Raw genomic sequence first — 19,251 nt, forward strand, 5'->3', positions numbered from 1 at the left:
TTTTGATAACCGGGGCGGCGGGTAATACTGGCGCCCTTATTTAAATGATATGAGAGTTCAGATACGCAAAAGATTTCGTGATGCAGACACGATGCAGTTAATGCTGCCGGGTCGGCATGCGGAATATGAAATTGGAAGGGCGCATAAGCTCGCTAGATCTGGATTTGTATTGTTGCTTGACCCTGTAGAGGAATCATTGGCAGATGAGCAACAGTCAAATGAGTCAATCGAACCGGTGATCCCAGGGACTGAAGAGAAACCAGAAAAGATCGAGGGGGTAACAAAGGAGGAGAAGGTCGAAACTCCATCTCCGAAAAAATCTGAAGTGATTGCGAAAAAGCGTGGGCCAAAACCGAAGAAATAATGTGCAGCAATAAGCTATTGGACAAAACTGTAATCACTCCTCCCGTAGAAGAACCGGTCACGCTAGAAGAAATGAAAACGTGGGCCAGTATTGACTATGACGAGAAGAACATGACTATACAGGGAATGATAGTAGCGGCACGTGAAATGCTGGAAGAGAAATATGATATCGGGATAGCCAAAAAAACTATTCGCGCAATCGTTGACAACTCTTGTGGCGGTATTGAAATTACCGGATCGCCAATTGGTAATGTAACTGGTTTTGATAGAGATGGTGGCGATGTCGAACTAAGTATTATTGGCGTAGGGAACAAATTCATCGAATCTCCCTGCGCATGTTACTTGGAGATTGAATACGAGAGTGGATATGATCTTCCTGATACACCAATGGCACTTCGGGAGGCTATAAAACAGCAAGTTTTATGGATGCTGGAGCATTTGGGGGAAGAAGATTTCGATACTCAAATATCTCCAATGGCCGCTATGAGCTTGAAACCATTTCGTAGAAACGGAACGGGAATATTTATATGAAGATCAAACCAATAGGACTATTTAACCGACGACTGGAAGCGCAAAATCTTACCAGAACACGGAATGACTCCGGAGGTTTTGATGAAACATGGGATACAATCTACACAACCTGGGCTTACGTTGGGCCAGTCAGGTCGTGGAGACAATTACAGCAGTTACAGAATGTACAAACCAATTCCTATGAAGTACAAATAAGATATAGCCCTTCGCATGAAGTGAATAAAGATATCAGGTTTCTCTACGAAGGGAAAGTCTTAATACTGAATAGTAGAGAGGAAGTAACTGAAGGTAGAAAACGATTCATTGTTATGACTTTGATTGAACAAGTGTAATGGCAAAAGGATTTATATCGTTCGAGATGTCTGGACTTAAAGAGGTTCTATCTGAATTAAATCATCTTGAAAAGGCCGTTATTGATAATGTTGATGGATACCTGACCGCTTCGGCAAATATTATTTCCAGGGACGCTAAAAGAGCGGTCCCGAAAGATACAGGTGGATTGTCAAATGCCATAAGTGCTACACACATTAAACCACTAGACCACGGCGTAGTTGCGCAAAAGCACTATGGTCCATATGTGGAATTTGGAACCGGAGGATTAGTAGATGTTCCGGTGGGGCTTGAGGATTATGCAATTCAATTCAAGGGGCAAGGTATACGGGAAGTTAATTTACCAGCACGTCCATTCTTGTTTCCGGCCTACGAAGAAGAGAGGAAGAAATTGATTGAAAAAATAAAAAAGAGTCTGATTAAAGATTCTCTCAAAGGGATTACAATTATTCGGCCCGGTGGAAATAATAACATAACAGGCATAACAACAGTATAATGCAGGATACAAATTATAGCGTAAGAAAGGCCTATTTCCAAGCCTTGCAAGGGTTTGTAATAGTGGGATTAACAGCTATAGAGGTGTATGATAAAATGGCTCCGAATAATGCCGTTTACCCCTACATTATCTTGTCAACGCAAACAGATACAGACAATAGTGTTAAAGAGTGTTTTGGCCATGAATGTACCATGCTTGTAGATGTAGTAACGGGATTTAATGGTGCTGTAGAAAGTGAAATGTTGGATTCTATCTGTGGACAAATATTAAACAGGATTAATCCTTCGGGGCAAAGACTAACACTAACAAATAACCTTCAATTAATCAGCACAAAGCTGATTTCTGACAATACGATTGAGGGCCAAAATGGGGTATGGAAAATACTTCGTAGGCTTCTGCGGTTCGCACACAATGTACACGAACAAGTTAACATTTAACAATGGCAGAAAGAAAGGTGAACGGTGGTGACGTCGTAATCCGTATTACAGAAGGGGTAACAGATATCCTACTCGTTTGTCAGGTTGAACACACCTTTGACAGAAGCAGAGATGCAATCGACGCTGGTAGTAAATGCGGGCCAGATAATCTTCCCGGTGACACTCCAACATTCGAAATTTCCGGGACCGCGCAGATCCTTTTGGGAGACACTGATGAAGCTGTCTTTAATGGCAAGTTGTCCGAAGCTAAGATGGATGAATTTTTCCGTGGTAAAACTGTTTTTGCCTGGGCAATGGGACCCGCATCTGGCGTTCCAGTACCAGGCGACGTTACTTACAGCGGCAACGGCTTCCTTACCAGCCTATCAACAACCTACAGTAATAACGAGGTAGCGACATTTGACTTCACAATTAGTGTGAAAGGTGACTATTCTCAGGATATCGAACCAGCTACAACTTAAAAAATGAACGGTAAGATTGAGATTAATATTGGTGGCGCACGGCGCGCGCTATGGTTTAATAACTATGCAAAAGCCACGTTAGGAGCTATCTATGGACTTGATCCATTAGAGGCTGGTGAAAAGATGATGGCTATTATGAGCGATAACTATATGAAAGCTATTGCTGATTTGGTTTTTGCCGGGCTTGAAGGATATTATAACGCAGAGGATATTCAGAAGGATTATACCAAAAAAGATGTGCTCAGATGGTGCGCCGACAGTGAAGAGTCGGACATGGTATTGGTATTCAATACGTGGCTAGACTTTTCAAAAATCCGTGATATTATCAAAACTGAGCCATCCGATAAGCCAGAAAAAAAAAGACGTGGGAAGACGTCCTAGACTTTGCATTTGGGGAGCTGGGGCTTATGCCGCAAGAGTTCTACCGTATGACCTGGAAGGATTATTCTCGCAGAGCTCAAGGGTATTGGTTGAGACATGCAAGATATATGGAAGGAGTAAGGGCGATTGCGCATGTAGTCGCCCGGGCTAATGGCTCAAAGGTTCGTGATCCACGCAAATTTATGCCCTTAATAACAGATGAACCAATTGAGATCGTGAAGTTGCCAGCTGAAGAAGTGGCAGCAATTTTTTCAAGGTATAGGCGAGCAAATGGCAACAACGGAGGAAGGGCTTAGCATAAAACTTGGGGCGACAGTAGATGCGCTCAAGCAAGGGCTTGCCGCTGCAAGAGCTTCGATAACTGAGTTTTCCAATACCGTTGATCAAGAGGGGAAAAAGGCTGACCAGGCATCAAGCAAGACTTCTGGACTTACACAATCTCTTTTAACCTTATCGAAAGGCGCAATTGTTAGTGAGCAAGGGATGAAAGATGCTGCACTCGCGTCTGATGCATTTGCCCGTAGTGGAGGTAATCTGAGTGCAATTATTGGCCAGACAACCCAGGCCATAAAACAAACAGGAACAGCCTTGTCTGCTGAAGACACTGCATTCAGGAGTGCCGCAAATTCTGTTGAACTACTTGGAAAACAATATCAATCAATAGACCGGCTTAAGGATTCCATTACGACACTGCGTACTGAGGCCAATAGGGCCGACAGCCAGGGTGCGTTGAAGGAGTTTAATAAAGATATTTCCCTACTTGAAACTGAAGTGAAAAGACTTCAACAAACCGGCCAAGCTTCTTTCAGAAGCCTTGGTCAATCAATGTCCCTATATACCAAAGACATTCTAACCACAAAGGCCGCTCTATCATCATTTATTGCTCAGTCAAAAGCGACTGGATTTCAGTTTAATACTTTATCGCGCGCAACGCAGTCAGCTAGCGACACTCTGCCAAGGTTTAACACTACGGCTCGGGGCACTCAATCAGCATTAATCGATCTGGGACGTGTTGCACAGGACGCCCCTTTTGGTTTTATAGCGATACAAAACAATGTACCACCACTGATCGATTCATTTTCAAGATTAGTAAGAAGTAGTGGCTCTGTTGCTGGTGCTTTAAAATTGCTTGGTGGGTCATTTGTTGGTTTTGGCGGAATTGGATTGGCCGTAAGCGTTATAACTTCTGCCTTAACCTTCTTTGCCCTAAGCTCCAGAAAAGCAAAAACAGAGACGGATAAATTGGCTCAAAGCCAAAAAAGCGCCTCCGAAATAATGAAAGAGGCCACAAGTAGCGTCCAGGGCCAAGTTGCAACAACAGAGGCTTTGGGGAAAATTGTACTTGATACTAATAAGAGCTATGAAGCTAGGAATGCGGCTTTGAATCAATTGAAAAAGCTGAACTCGGACTATTTCCGTGATCTATCGATAGAAAAGAGTAGTTACGAAGATCTTAAAAAGGCAACAGATCGATACACTGATTCTATAGTAAGGACAGCTGTAATAAAAGGTTTGCAGGATCAAATATCATCTCTTGCTGAAGAACTTGCAAAGAGCGCCCCGATAATAAACAAGGGATTTGCTTCATTGGTTGCGAAGAACCCCCAAGATCCTTTCAAGTCCTTTGCAGGTACTGTTGCCAAAGGAGCAAAGAACGTTGCTTTAAATTTCAAATCGGCCGATTCATTGTTGAATGTTGGCGCAAGGAAATTTGCAAGTGATATTGGGACGGCAACCGATGGTATCGCGCGTTCTGTAGAGGGAAAATTCGGTAGGATTGGAGATCTGCAAAGCAAGATGAAAGACCTTATGGATCAATTGGTAACTTCTGTATCAGGTACCGACACACCTGACAAGCCAAAGGCGGCAAAAAGTGTTATTACGGTTATAGATGTCCTTAAAAAACTTTCTGCTGAACTCTCCGCTGTTGACTACCAAGCCCAGCTCACCGGAGCGTCTTTTGATTCAATTTCTAAGGATAAAATTGCATCTCTGCAGAAAGCATTTGATAGCCTTGTGAAGTTGGGGCTCAAACCCACTTCGCCTGAGTTGCAAAAAATATCAAGTCAAATAAATTTATTGGGTACGGCTATTATTGGAACAGTTCCTATCCAAACGAAGAATCTACTGGCATTGGGTAAGGCGTTTAAAACCATTAAAATTCCCAATTTATCCATTGAAGATCTAAAAACTTTTCTTGGGACAAAAGATCAGTCTTCTCAATTATTCCTTGATAAGAGCAAAATTGTGCCGCCAGAAGTTGATGAAACGCCTGGACTTGAGAATATAGATAAATTTCAAAAGAAATTTAATGACCGTATTGCAAAATTAAAATCTGACACGCAATCTAAAATTGATAATAGCGTAATAAAATGGGGTAATATCACTGGTGGATTAGGGGCGGCCACAATTGATCTTGGCAATCAGCTTCGTGGGCTGGCCGCTGCAGGAGCTGAAGGTATCGGCGAAGTAATAGCAGGGGTAATATCTGGCGGGGATTCATTAGGCAAGTCTCTTTATAAATTAGTCGGAGTTATGGGTCAGTTTATAATTGACTTTGGTAAATCATTGATTGAAGCAGCTACATTAAAAATTATTGCAGAAAAAACACTATTTGCAAATCCATATGTAGCCCTTGCCGCCGGAATAGGCGCTGTCGCAATCGGCTCTATATTGAAAAATAAGGTCCCTTCCTTCGCAACTGGCGGGGGCATGGTTGGCGCCCCAGGATTAGCTATGATTGGAGATAACCCCGGTCGTGAAGAGTATGTTATCCCATCTGAAGTTTTAGACAAACTTGGAAGAAATCGTGATCGAATTGGAAGATTAACGGCCACCTTACGCGGCCCAGATCTGCTATTAGCCACCGAGCGCGCTCGCCGTGCACAAAGAAGGGTGAATTAATGGCATATTTCCGGACATATTCGTATTCTTTTACAGACAACCACAATGTCCACCCGGCAAATTGGAGGGTTGATATTCTGGACGACCAGGCCAATGCCGGATCGGTACCCATTACCCTTATTCCATCTTCAGAGCCATTAATACTCGAAAGGGTTGATACGTCGGATGATAAATCTACGATGATTATCGGGCGTCAGGCCGTTCTCTCATATGAGTTTACCGGCGCTGCCGATGAGCCATTGCCCGAATTATTTTTCGATGCTGATGAGCGTAGGTTTAAGGTAGAAATTTATAAAAACGACTCATTACACGATAACTTTTACATCAAGCCGGATGCTTGTGAATACGATTATAAATTTCCTCCTTATTCGGTAACCCTCACGGCTGTAGATGGGTTATCATTCACGAAATCGGTAGTATGGAATGCCTATACTGATAGCGGAATATTCGATTACCGATGGATGTCCCTATACGAGATTGTTATGGAACGTGGGCTATTACAGGTCCTCGATAGTGATATCGCCATGAATGTAATTAACACATTGAGGCCGGACAATATTTCGGGTGACGCTTCTTTTCTGAATGACCTCTATGTTCACTCGGACATGTTTATTGACTTCGCAAAAGGGCCTGATGATGTATACACGATGGTCGAAAAAATATGCCAGCAATTCTACTTGCGGTTATTTATTGCCCAAAATCAGGTTTGGTTGGTAAGAATGCCGGACCTTATACAGGATGTTGTTGTCGCTGAAAATTATATCAATGGGGCACTGACTGAACTTTCACTACCTACTATACAAAGGCATATAGGGCAGAGTGAAGCGTCCTACGATGGTGTGCCAGTTGATTTTGACGCGAAGGTAATAATGTATCCAGCTATAAAGGAAGTGAATTACAGCATGGATTATCGTGCAATTAACCTCGTTGAGAACTTTCAATGGACTGCTTTCGACGGAACAAACTTTGATTTTTGGATAAAAGGCCCTGGGTTTACCACTTTAACGCGTAAGGGGTCTGGAACAATTGAGAATCCTTATAGAGCGGTATTGCCCTTTATAAATGAGCCTCCATTTTGGAGATCTATAAGCCAGGGCCAACTCGGTGCCGGGGATGTGCCAAAAGAAATCACCGTTGGAGATATTCTGCAGGTCAGTTTCAAGTGTGTATTTAATAATACAGGAAATTTGACACTTATAATTAATACTTACAGGGAAGATGATTCTCAACGATTCGCAATTGATGGTTCTGGGAACTGGATTGATGTGACCGGTGTTGCCGATGGGCTTCCAACTATTGGAACCTCTCGTTCAGGCAAAAAGAAAAATGCGTCATTTAGCCTGACATCTTTACCTCTTCCTCCAATTGTCAATGGAAGGACAGTGTTGCCAGGGGCTCATAAACTCCAAATAGTAATATTTAGCCCAACTCAGTTAAATACAATTGACCCTGTAGAAGATGGTCAGTCTGTGGAGATTTATCCAATCAAAGTCGGTATTGTCAAAGTATCATCTGCCGGCAGGACCATCATTGATAGAAACAACGCAAGATTTTCTCAAGTCCTGGACACAAGGGCCTTTTTTTTCATGGACACAGGGATTCCGACCTTGTCTAATACCATTGCAATAGATGATTCGGGCACACCAACACAAAATTGGAGTTCGGCCTTGAATCCTGGGAAGGTTTTGGATATGGAGCAGCATATGGCCGATTCAAATATTGACCAATATGCTAAATCTGTTAAAGGCTGGCAAGGAAATATAAAGAGCAATACAATAGAGTTTTGGCACTTGTTTTCATTCACCGGGCTACCAGAAATCAATATGGTGCAGATGAATGATAGGTATAGTGTAAGAAATTGTATTCATCAAACGGATTTACAGGCAGCATTGCCGGAAGATGGTGCGGATACTACTTATCAGGAGTTCGACATAGAGGACACAAACGACTAGCATGGGAGCGATAAGGGGGTCTGATTTTATTATTTCGATTGAATTAAACGGAGAGCAAATCCCCGTTTGTTACGCAACTGACTGTCAAATATCGAGAACATTCGATACCAGGGAGATAAGTGGACCACAAGGAAGAGACAGGGATTATATAAGTGACTATCGAGGTTATACCATATCAATTCCATTGCTCATAGTTTACGACCAAATATATAATTACACCGAATTTTCTACAGCTGCAGAGATGGGGTTTAAAATAAAATGGTACGCAAGCGCATTTAAGAACGGAGGAATTATTTATTCCGGAGAAGCACTCATTACGCAGATTGATCTTAATAGCCAAATGAGAGATGTAATGAAGTCTGATGTGAGCCTTCTTGGCTGTGGTAAATTCAAAACCAATTATCTGCCAATTAACAAGCAAGTATATCTATCTGACTTCAGTAAGATGCAACTAACAGGATGTCCCAATCCATATCCTGTAGCAGTCTTCTGGTACGATATGACACTTATTGGTCCTGCTTCGAATGCAGATGAAGTGATACAAGTGTTTAATGATTACTCTGCTGCGCATGGAGGTTACTATACTTTAAATAGCTCGGTAGATGGGGGGTGTTTGTTCAATATGCAAATTGAATATAATTCACCAATGCCATATCCGGATACGGTTTTCGCTCAGCAAGGAGCGTTGTTCGCAATAAGCACTGACCAGGGAGCCAATAACATATTGAGTGTTGATCAGGATTTAGATAACGTTCTAACACCAATTGGATAATGAAACCAAACGTAGACATAGTAAACCTAATTGCGATTCAGGAGCTCGCAGACGTTGTTGCGCCCGATATAAATGACTATCTGAATATTGGGAAAGACGAAGATCTGCTGGGGAAGAGAATTACGGTAAATAATTTAGCGCAGCTCATATCAAGCGTTCTTGGAAGTGGGTCAATACTTCCGGATAGAGTTTACAGAATAGGCACGTCGCTTCCATCTGGAGCTACGCTTTCTGATGACGGGACAGTTATATACGATCCTTATTTGGATGGTAAAATCTATCAACTTAACAGAAGGGGAATTGAGCTTTCTATAAAAGGGGTAGAGTGGGACAATGATGTAATAAATACCGACGATGATGTTCAAGGAGGGGTGCGATTACTGGCTCCGGGCGATATGTTCGGCGATGGCGAAACAGTAATACTAACATTTCAACCGCAGTTCTCGCCATATATTCCAACACCCGATGCAATATCCAGATTTACAAATGGCGAACAGATAATCACATCATCCAGCACCATAACAGCTGGCATGTTTCGGAAACTTATTGTTTTGAGCGGAGCCACTAGTATTCTGACCGTAACCCTGCCGTCCGCCGCCGCTTATCCGGAAAATGTGGCTTTGTTTATTATTTCAAACAGCGGCTCGCATAGGCAGGCGTCTATAGTGCGAACCGGATCCGACATCATTTCCTATGACGGTCAAGATATATCGACGCTCTATATGGGTAAAAACGATCAGCTCTGTCTTATCCCTATGGAAGGCGGATGGAGAGTCCAGATGTTTAAGACAGAATGGAACCGTATCGGGACAATTGATTTTGGTTATCTAGCCGGGCCAAATCAATTCGTCGCCACTACCGATGTTCCGCAGTTGCGTTCTGAATGGCCAAGAGTATGGGATTTTATTCAGAAGCTTCAGGTTGCTCAACCTGCTGCTGTGGTTTCAAATGCTACATGGTTACTCAACAAGGGGCTTTGGGGGTTAGGCAATGGCTCGACAACATTCAATTTCCCTAATCTTTCCGGACGAGGCTTAAGATATCTTGACCCTTCTGGTACTATTGATGAAGATCGTTTTGATGCAGGGCAAGGTAATTTACCTGGTAGCTTCCAGGGGTTTGCTACCCAATCTCACAATCACTTAACCGACAATAAATTCAACAGGGCAGGAGCCAGAGCGGCCGATGTAGATGGGACAGGTACGCCCGGGAGCGTGGATAATACAAATCCTAATAGCGAATACAGGGTTGGGTATATGTCTGGACCAGGATACGACTGGTGGCCTAATACTATAATTAAGCCATTCGGTTCGAGCTTTGAAACACGTATGATCAATGTGGGCGGATTGCCATTAATCAACACTTAATCAATGAAGAACTTATTAATATTCATACTTACAATTTTTGGAATTTCTGCCAGTGCGCAGATATACCAACCGAATAATGTTTATGGTACTCAATTTAAACGCATAAAGGTAGACAGTACTTTTTATTTACCTACAGATACTTTATTGCGATCCAATCTGAATACACCTGGAGCCATTGCATATAATATTGGTGATACATCTATCTATGTGTACAATGGCCTCTATTGGGTTAAAACTATTGGAGGTGGATCATCTGGTATAGCACTCGCCCTTGACTCCGCCCGCCGATCAAACGACACTTTATTTTTTAGGCTCACTAATGGAGGAGAGTTGGCAGTTAAAATGACCGGCATCCCGCAAGTGAATATAGTAGGGTTACCGGATAGTCTTGCGCTAAGAATGAAGTATAGCGATACAGCATCTCTTTCTAACCGCATAGATAATACAGAAGACAGCATACAAGCAAACGATCTACAAAGAGTAACAGAGCGAGGGAATATAACCAACCGGGAATTAATTTTAGATGCAGGTTCGGGAGCCGGCGCTGGCAGGTTACGCATGCGTACAGCTGGTGCTAATGTGATCTATTCTTATGAAACTGGTGCCACTGCATTCAAGCCGCTATTATTGGCCGCGGGCGGCCTATTGGTTTCAAATCCCAGCGGCAGTCCAGTGACATGGGACGGCAACTCTTCTATACAGATTTCCGGTGATGGGAAAGTTAATGATAATTGGACTGTGGGTGGTGATCTTTCGGTGACAGGATCTGCATTGTTCGCACAACAAAAGAATAATATTGCTGAAGATAGTGTTCTCGCTACTGATATAGCCGGCCACCTGAAAATGGTGGCGAAAAGCAGCATAACATCTGCATATACACCTTTAACGCGGGCGTTGACCGTTGGTACAGGTATGACCGGCGGCGGTGATTTTTCTGCCGATAGATCTGTGGGGTTGGATTATTCATATTTGGATGACAGATACCTTTCCGGTTACAAACAACGGGCTGCTGTTCGTGTAGCTACTATTGCAAATATCACACTTTCTGCACCGCAAACGATCGATGGTGTTTCAGCTATTGCTGGTGATCGCGTACTTGTTAAGAATCAAACAACCGGAAGCCAGAATGGAATATATATTGTAGCCGCTGGTGCGTGGAGCAGGTCAACAGACTTTGACCAGGCAATCCCCGGAGAGATCGAACAAGGTTCGCAAATCTTCGTACAGGAAGGAACGAACAATAATAAAACCGGTTGGTCCCTTGCTACTTCGGGAGTGATAACTGTCGGCACAACAACTCTTACATTTATTCAATATGCTGGCGCAAATAGTTACGCAGCAGGTACCGGTCTTGCGCTTGCGGGCAATACATTCTCTGCGCTTAATACTACCGCACTTTGGAACGCAAATAAATTACAAGGTATTGGCGTGTCCTCTACCGCTCCCGCAACTTCGCAATTATTGCGTTACGATGGCACCAACTGGGCGCCGTGGACTTCAAACTTCCTTACCGGTAATCAAACTATAACAGCAACAGGAGATGCAACCGGTTCCGGAACTACTTCTATCCCTCTTACATTAAAAAATACAGGTACTACCGGCACGTATACAAAAGTGACGACTGATGCGCAGGGAAGGGTAACTGTAGGTACGAATCCTACAACCTTAGCAGGTTATGGCATTACGGATGCGGCACCGTCTACAGGTTCTGCAAACTATATACAAAATCAAAACGCATCTGCGCAAACAGCTAATAGCTGGATAAGCGGAAATATGCGGGCTAATAACTTTTATGGCAATGCCGGTATAGGGAGTTTGCAGTTCGGCATGCTAAATGGTACCGCTTTTAGGTGGGGCATACTATTAAATGGTGCAGAATCGGCGAACGCAGGTAGTAATTGGACACTACTAAGATATAATGATGCCGGGACTACGACTACCGTAATGGAAGCAAATAGAAGTACTGGTATTATTAGTATGCCGTATGGCTTTCGCGCTGCAAATGGATCGGGTATAATCGGTACAGGTGCAGGCGTTTCTAATAACTCCTTTTTTCGATTCTACGAAAGCAACGCCACGACTGAAATTGGTGGGATAGGAAAAGCAAATACAACAATTAACGACATACAAATTACCTCGTTAATTGGTAGCATTGGCATTGTGCCGTTTGGCACAACCAGTGGTGCGCCAGCCGCTCTTGTTTCCTCAACAGATTTTAAAATAGCAGCTGGATTATTGAGCCTCCAAAATGGGACCTCAAACACAATAAGCGCCTCCGGAGAGCTTGCAATTAATGCCGCCGCAAGTAGTAAAATAGGTTTCGGTATAGGTTCGAGTGAAAAAGTAACGATATCGTCAAGTGGCATATTGTCCGTAGGTAATGTTTCTCCAAGTACCCTACGTTCATCTCCATTACAAGTACAGGGGAACGTTTGGTCTACAGATGCCTACATTCTTGGTACAGGAGTCGTTCCGCTCGGCGAGTTTGGCATAGGAGGTAGTGGCATATTTGTTCGGTCGATGGATAACGTAACGAACATCGATTTCATGACCAATGGCACTACTGTACGCGGGAAATGGAATGCGACTACTGGTAACCTCGAAGTAAATAATCAAATCAAAATCGCAGGCGGTGCTCCCGGTGTAGGTAAGAAATTAACATCAGATGCAAGTGGGCTTGCAACTTGGTCTGGTGCTGTAACTACCGCTACACGTGCGGTTACCGGGAATGTAACAATAACTGTAGACGATTACAGCATCGACCTAAAGGGCACCAGCACGGGCTCAACACACACGCTTACATTACCCAATCCCGCAACATCGGAGGGTCGAGAACTGGAGTTTTTTGCTACAGCATCTACGGCAAGCGCATGGACAGCAAATTATCCGATTTACAATAGGAATCAGGACACGATGCCTCCCTTTACTCGTCCTAATATTTTAGGTAGGGAAAAAATAAAAGTAATAAGCGGCAAGTGGGTTGTTGTTGCTGTTCAGGATTAAAAAACAAAAAATGAAAAAATGAAACAAGAAATATTAAACGAACTACTCGGAGGCATTGCCGTAATCCCCTTTGTTGTAGCGGTATTCTATGCATTTGTTGGAGCAACATTAAACTTGCTTCTGCGAGCTAATAAGCGCGACGTGCATAGTACAGAAAGCCCTAAACAATTTTCTTACAGGTATCTGATTCGGGACAACTGGAAGCGGATGTTAACAAGCTGTCTTTTAATCTTCGTCTGTATTCGATTCTCGCAGGAGGTATTAGGACAGCAGCTTACAATGTATTTTTCTTTTGTAATAGGGCTTTCTGTAGATCGACTGTCCGGGATGATTAAGAAACTCGACAACAAATAAAAATGGATATAAAGGAAGTACGACTAAATATAATCCAGGTAGCTGTAGTGATAGTGCAGACGATAGCAGTTGTTGGGTATGTAGGCAGACAGGCGGGTAAGATAGATAACGTAAGTGAATCTACCACTCGGATAGAACGCAACCAGGAAGTGCAGGCAGCAGATAATAAGATCTGGAAATCTAAGATAGAAGCCGACCTGGCTGATTTGAAAGTGAGAACAGCATTACTGGAGGCACGAATTAATACTTACGTGAAATGAGAATAAGTAATTACATAATCGCCATAACGCTTTTCGCTTGCAGTTGCGCGTCCGAAAAGAAACTCGCACAGAAATGCGCTGATCGTTTCCCGGTAAAGTCCGAGACAGTATATGTCGCCGGTGAGAGCCGGTATGATACCGCGTATATCGCCGGGAATACAATGATCTTACAGGATACCGTGAGGGTTGAATGCGATTCCGCAAAACAGGTAATTACGAAATACGTGTACCTGTCCGCGAAGTGTCCGGACAGTAAAATGATCACTGTACACACTACAGACACTCTTCGTATTTCGAAAGAGGACACGGCTAAAACGACTTATCTGCAATTACAGGTAGATGTATTAACGAGTAAGAACGAGGTGCAGAGGAAGGCTATTTTATGGCTTTCTGCGGGGTGCCTTGTGTTGCTTGCTTGGACGTTCAGGAATCCGATTATATCGATGGCAAAAAAAATATTGACATGAGCGTGTATACAAACGTAATAACCGAGAAAATAGACCTCATCGTCCAGCGGCAAGATAATCGTGGCTGGGCCTTTCGGTGGCGGTTCTCGGACGGTACCTATATCGACTGGTCTTTGTACCCGGGAATCCGGATGGATGTAAAATCGGGAAATAGAATCGTCTTGTCGCACAAAATCGACGATGGCCTTATAGTTCACAGTGACCCAACCTATCTAAAATTAAGACCCTGGGGGAATGATAATGAAAAGGATTTACCATCGAGCGATGAAGGATACGGCTATGATTTGAAGGTGCCATTTACCGAAACTATTATCCGGTATCCCTTCCGCGGATTAATAAAGGTTGTTGACTACATAACTAAGTAAAATGAGCGTAATAGAAATAGCACCACTTAATGACGTTTTACCTGGAGGTGGAACCACTACGGTTGTAGATAACCTCGATTCGACCAGTGCAACGTCTGCGCTATCCGCAAATCAGGGGCGTGTGTTGGACGAAAAAATTGAAGCTATTCCCGGTAGTGGCGGAGATGCTGAAACACTGGATGGGGAAACGCCTGCGTTTTATCTCGACCGTGCAAACCATACAGGGAGCACGCCAGGAGGGAATGTTACTCAGGATGCAACACACCGCTTTGTATCAGATAGCGATAAAGCCGCGTGGAATGCAAAACAGGACGCGCTTGGATTTACACCCGTAAGTACTACCGACAGCCGGCTTTCCGATGCCAGAACACCGACAGCGCACCAACATGCGATGACCGATGTTACTGGACTGGCTGCTGCGCTTGCGGCCAAAGCAGACGGCACGACTGTGACCGCATCGTTATCTGGAAAGGTAGACAAGGTTACAGGGAAAGGCCTTTCAACAAATGATTTCACCACCGCAGAGAAGGATAAATTAGCCGCCCTGGAGGGGTCTCATTTTAAGGGTACCTATGTTTCTTTGTCCGATCTGAACGCCGCGGATGTAGGCGGCGAAGGTAATTATGCCTATGTGGACGAAGGGGAAGGAGAAGACATAGCGGCGTATATCTGGGATGACAACGATTCACAGTGGGTAATCCAAAAGGGAACGTCTACAGCAGAAACAGCGGCGACTATAAAGACTAAGTACGAAAGCAATCCGGATACAAATGCTTTTACGGATACAGAAAAAACCAAGTTGGAAGGGCTTGAAAATTATGACGATACCGACATAAATACAGCCATCACCAATCTGGGCACTACAAAGGCAGATAAGGATAGTGTGTATACGAAATCCGAATCTGATTCCGCCCTCACCGGGAAGGCTAATGCCGCTACAACATATAGCAAGACGGAAGTAGATGCTGCGTTAGAAGGCAAGGCAAACACCTCTGACCTTTCTACAGTAGCCACGTCTGGATCGTTTCCCGACTTGACCGACAAGCCGAAATATGAAGTGCTTTCTGAATTGCCAGCGGACCTATCCGGCTATCCTGATGGATCCAGAATAATAATTACAAATGAATAAGGCTTATACGATAATCGGCGGGAAAGCATACGACGCTATGCTCTATCCAACCACCACTGTGATGGATGGTGTTTCTGTGCCAGACGAGGAAGGGCAATTGGAAATAATATCCAGTGTAGCGTATCCCATCCTCCGTTTCGATACACAGCCTTTCCGGATTATCCAGAATGCCGGATATATGATCGCGCGCTTTACTTTTAACGATAAATCTCTATACGAAAGTCCGGTAATAGTAGGTATAGGAAGTAGTACGATGGCGGGTTATGAGCCACCGGCTCCCGATCGGTACGAAGATCGCATTAACGCCAGGCTTGCCGCAAATACAACGACCCCGACTTTTATAAATCTTGGCGTGGCCGGACAAGATACGCGCAACCTCATGCCGACCGCGCAAGGCGGAACGGCTGGCGTGAATATAGACGCAGCATTGGAATACAACCCTTCTTTTGTTATCGTCGATGAGCCGACAAACTGGGCAATAAACTACGATGCAGATACTCAAATTGCAAAATGGGAAACAATATTTAATTATGCCTTTGCGCGCGGTGTGATTGTTTTGTTCAACGGGCCGCGACCGCGAACCTCACTTTCCTCTTCGGAGAAAAACGTCCTGGTCACCCTGGAGCCGAAATTAAGAGTTCATCCGTACCTAAAATACGTATGCAATCTGAATTTCTCCCGCTACTTAAAACCCGGCACTGTAGCAGATATCCGGGACGATTACAACCTGGACGATACACACATGAACGCCGCAGGTGTGGCGGACTTGGAAAGCACATCCTGGGCAGCGTGGGTGAATTTCTTCCGTGCGAATACTGCGTACACTGCTTTCGAAATACACAGGTCTACAGACGGCATAACCTATTCGTTGTTCGATACAATTACCGATACAACGCTGCTGGAAAAACAGTATGCCGTGCAGGCCGGGTACTACAAGTCTCATGCGAAGCTGAAAGATGGCAGCTATACCGCTTTCTCGTCCGTTGCACAGATTGCCGCGCAGGCACCGACTGCCAACGCTGGTGCGGATAAGAACCTCGCGGCCGGCACGACTTCGACAACCGTAACAGGATCCGGTACTGCTTATGCCGGCGCTACGATATCCGGTTACGCCTGGACGATTTTGAGCGGTACGGGGATTACATTAAGCAACGCGAATACCGCAACAGTAACGGTTAATAGCTTGTCGAATGGCAACAGCTATACTCTACGATTAACAGTAACAGATAGTAACGGATTAACCGGTACAGACGATGTAGTTATTAGTGTTGCAGCAGCTGTCGCACGCAGGTTCTTATTCGATCTCGGCGGTGATGGTGTGAGGCACAACGCTGCCGTAAGCAACGACGGAGTACAGACCCCTGCAAATCCTCCGACATTGGCAAGCGGCGCACCAGGTGTGGCGGCAAATGGCGATACCTGGAACAACGTTGTGGATTTCCGTAGCACCTGGTTTACGGATCCCGTAGACACGGCCGGCTCGGCGCTGACAGGAATGAGCTTTGCCGTAGATAAGCTACCAGCAGGTACCTACTTTACCGGACAGCCCGGCGATACAGGATATCCTTTCGGCGACTCTATAAATTTTGGTGGTAAGCAGCAGGCAGTGGACGATTATCCCGCGACCGCCGTGCGCGACAACGTGTTTTTCCACACCAGCGCAGGAACCGTTACCGGTACGCTTGTAATAACCTCCGGATTTCAGGCAAGCCTTAAAATTTGGGGCAACCGGGACGCTGCAGGCCCGCGCGTTCTGCAAACAAGTATAGACGGCGGCACCACCTGGCAGGAATTTGAATCTGCCTTTAATCTGACATACACACAGGGAACAAACTACACAGGACTTACAGGCACTGTAACAATTCTGATGCGGGTTAAGTCTGGTAGCACGTTTGGACATATAAGCGTAATAGAACTTTTCGACGTAAAACCAATTTAAAAATTAAATATAAAAATGAAAAAGCACATCATCTTACTACTTTTTTTCGCAGCATTTTCGATCCAAATTAACGCGCAAAGCCTTATAGGAAACCAGACGCCAATACTGGTTAAAACAGCTTCGTATGGCGCTACACAGAACGCCTTACTATCCCTCCCGGACGACTATAATGTAACGAACGATAAGTATCCACTTATAATCTTTTTGCATGGATATGGAGAGATCGGGTCGGGCGTAGCGGGCCTTAAAAACCTTATCGGCCAGGGCCTGCCGCAGGTTATAGCAAACGGGAATAAGATACAGGCCGTAGATCCGGCAACCGGAAAATTGACCAAGTTTATAGTTATCTCTCCGCAGCACTGGGCATGGACTACCGCGCCGGATGCTATCGATTTTATGCTTTCCGATCTGCCGAAATCTTACAGGATCGACACGGATAGAATTTATCTTACTGGGTTATCCTCCGGCGGCCAGGGCGTTATACAAGCCGTTACATACAGCCAGGGTCTACTAAATAAACTCGCTGCTATTATCCCCATGTCGCCATCGGCGCCGGACGAGGGGACGCTGAAAAAGTTTTCTTTCTTTAAGGAGGCAAAAACTTCAGCCTGGTTCTTTTCTGGAGCATCGGATCCGGGTAATATGACGGACAACGCAAGGAGATACAACGACAGCATTAACAAGTACTCCCCTGGTGCCAGTAAATTAACATTATATCCGGGCGGCCATTGCTGCTGGGCAGATATTTATAATCCATCGCATAAAGAAAACGGTGTGAGTATGTACGAGTGGCTGCTTACGAAAGTTAAGGGTGGCGCGATTACAGAACCACCGGTTGTAACGCCGCCCGTTGATACGGTGCCGGTGATCACCCGGAAGCTAATTTCCGTGATCCGAGTGTACGATAATAACGGTGTGATCGAAGCTATACCAGAAAAAGAATAATAATGGATAATATAAGCATCGAAAGAATCAAAACACTTCATCCTGCAGGACGCGACAGTGCAATGCGTGTACTGCAGCTATCCGATGTCGCACTCACAGGTCGCGCTGTCTTGCGTCTTGCAAATGTCTTTCGTTCTTTCGCAGAACAAACAGATCTATATGCACAAGGGCGTACGAAGAAAGGACCTAAAGTCACATGGGCAAAGGCTGGATACTCCTTCCATAATTACGGCCTTGCCTTTGATATCGTACTGATCATTGATGGCAAGACCGCATCGTGGAATATGCAACAAGACTACGACTTTGACCACCTGCCTGACTGGATGGAGGTTGTACAGATCTGTAAGGCAGAAGGATGGGAATGGGGTGGTGATTGGAAAACAAAAAAGGATTACCCGCATTTCGAAAAGCGTTTTGGATATACAGAATCCGAACTGGTTAAGAAGTACCATGAAAAGGATTTTATACCAGGTACACAGTACGTCAATCTTTAATTTTTCACATAAAATTGATATAAAATGAGCGAAGTAAAATTGCCAACACTAGGCCGACAAGTACATTATTTCCCGAACGATGCTGACAGCCATGCGGCAAATAATGGCGCAGATGTGTTGCCTGCGACCGTGGTTCAGGGGTTCAGCAAAAACTTAAATCTTGCAGTTACCTGCATGAATCCTGATGGCCCTGTTGTGCTGAGGTATAGTGTGCCTCACAAAAGCGAAGCGACAACAGACCGGCCATATTGGGATTGGCCTGAAATTAAATAGCGATCAGTTTTTCATAACGTGGAATTTT

The 19,251-nt window shown here is 44.5% G+C and carries 18 protein-coding genes; all 18 read left to right on the forward strand.

From position 1 onward, the window contains the following. Positions 1-49 precede the first annotated feature (49 nt). The 18 genes from ABQ275_RS09415 (at position 50) to ABQ275_RS09500 (ending at position 19,223) form a co-directional block, all read left to right on the forward strand. The gene (locus ABQ275_RS09415; RefSeq protein WP_349318038.1) at positions 50-364 is read left to right on the forward strand and encodes a hypothetical protein; all 315 of its coding nucleotides are present in this window, start codon (positions 50-52) and stop codon (positions 362-364) included. Next, positions 364-894, forward strand: a complete 531-nt coding sequence (locus tag ABQ275_RS09420; protein WP_349318039.1) for a hypothetical protein — start codon at positions 364-366, stop codon at positions 892-894. The genes ABQ275_RS09415 and ABQ275_RS09420 overlap by 1 nt, the downstream gene beginning before the upstream one ends. A 331-nt stretch (positions 895-1,225) precedes the next feature. Further along, positions 1,226-1,720 (forward strand): HK97-gp10 family putative phage morphogenesis protein, encoded by a 495-nt coding sequence (locus ABQ275_RS09425; RefSeq protein ID WP_349318040.1) that lies wholly within the window; start codon positions 1,226-1,228, stop codon positions 1,718-1,720. Further along, on the forward strand, positions 1,720-2,157 hold the full coding sequence (locus ABQ275_RS09430; protein WP_349318041.1) for a DUF3168 domain-containing protein: 438 nt from the start codon (positions 1,720-1,722) through the stop codon (positions 2,155-2,157). The genes ABQ275_RS09425 and ABQ275_RS09430 overlap by 1 nt, the downstream gene beginning before the upstream one ends. Before the next feature lie 2 nt (positions 2,158-2,159). Beyond that, on the forward strand, positions 2,160-2,618 hold the full coding sequence (locus ABQ275_RS09435; protein WP_349318042.1) for a hypothetical protein: 459 nt from the start codon (positions 2,160-2,162) through the stop codon (positions 2,616-2,618). A gap of 3 nt (positions 2,619-2,621) precedes the next feature. Beyond that, the gene (locus ABQ275_RS09440; protein ID WP_349318043.1) at positions 2,622-2,999 is read left to right on the forward strand and encodes a hypothetical protein; all 378 of its coding nucleotides are present in this window, start codon (positions 2,622-2,624) and stop codon (positions 2,997-2,999) included. Between the two features lie 270 nt (positions 3,000-3,269). Then, the gene (locus tag ABQ275_RS09445) at positions 3,270-5,903 is read left to right on the forward strand and encodes a hypothetical protein (protein WP_349318044.1); all 2,634 of its coding nucleotides are present in this window, start codon (positions 3,270-3,272) and stop codon (positions 5,901-5,903) included. Next, entirely contained in the window at positions 5,903-7,855 is a 1,953-nt protein-coding gene (locus ABQ275_RS09450; protein WP_349318045.1) for a hypothetical protein, read from the forward strand. Before ABQ275_RS09445 ends, ABQ275_RS09450 begins: the two co-directional genes overlap by 1 nt. 1 nt (position 7,856) lies before the next feature. Next, entirely contained in the window at positions 7,857-8,627 is a 771-nt protein-coding gene (locus ABQ275_RS09455) for a hypothetical protein (RefSeq protein WP_349318046.1), read from the forward strand. Continuing rightward, a complete protein-coding gene (locus ABQ275_RS09460; protein WP_349318047.1) occupies positions 8,627-9,994 on the forward strand; it encodes a hypothetical protein in 1,368 nt (455 codons plus the stop codon). The genes ABQ275_RS09455 and ABQ275_RS09460 overlap by 1 nt, the downstream gene beginning before the upstream one ends. Before the next feature lie 3 nt (positions 9,995-9,997). Next, complete coding sequence (locus tag ABQ275_RS09465; protein WP_349318048.1) at positions 9,998-12,997, forward strand: hypothetical protein; 3,000 nt, start codon at positions 9,998-10,000, stop codon at positions 12,995-12,997. An 18-nt stretch (positions 12,998-13,015) separates the two neighbouring features. Beyond that, a complete protein-coding gene (locus ABQ275_RS09470; protein ID WP_349318049.1) occupies positions 13,016-13,351 on the forward strand; it encodes a hypothetical protein in 336 nt (111 codons plus the stop codon). 2 nt (positions 13,352-13,353) lie between these two features. Beyond that, entirely contained in the window at positions 13,354-13,611 is a 258-nt protein-coding gene (locus tag ABQ275_RS09475; protein ID WP_349318050.1) for a hypothetical protein, read from the forward strand. An 833-nt stretch (positions 13,612-14,444) separates the two neighbouring features. Beyond that, a complete protein-coding gene (locus tag ABQ275_RS09480; protein ID WP_349318051.1) occupies positions 14,445-15,572 on the forward strand; it encodes a hypothetical protein in 1,128 nt (375 codons plus the stop codon). Positions 15,573-16,119: 547 nt separating this feature from the next. Then, positions 16,120-17,511: a PKD domain-containing protein gene (locus tag ABQ275_RS09485; protein WP_349318052.1), complete on the forward strand. Its 1,392-nt coding sequence runs from the start codon at positions 16,120-16,122 to the stop codon at positions 17,509-17,511. Between the two features lie 15 nt (positions 17,512-17,526). Further along, entirely contained in the window at positions 17,527-18,456 is a 930-nt protein-coding gene (locus tag ABQ275_RS09490) for a hypothetical protein (protein ID WP_349318053.1), read from the forward strand. 2 nt (positions 18,457-18,458) lie between these two features. After that, complete coding sequence (locus ABQ275_RS09495; RefSeq protein ID WP_349318054.1) at positions 18,459-18,950, forward strand: M15 family metallopeptidase; 492 nt, start codon at positions 18,459-18,461, stop codon at positions 18,948-18,950. Positions 18,951-18,974: 24 nt separating this feature from the next. Further along, the gene (locus ABQ275_RS09500) at positions 18,975-19,223 is read left to right on the forward strand and encodes a hypothetical protein (protein WP_349318055.1); all 249 of its coding nucleotides are present in this window, start codon (positions 18,975-18,977) and stop codon (positions 19,221-19,223) included. Positions 19,224-19,251: the final 28 nt, after the last annotated feature.

Origin of the sequence: Chitinophaga sp. MM2321 (assembly GCF_964033635.1) — a bacterium.
Taxonomy (GTDB): domain Bacteria; phylum Bacteroidota; class Bacteroidia; order Chitinophagales; family Chitinophagaceae; genus Chitinophaga.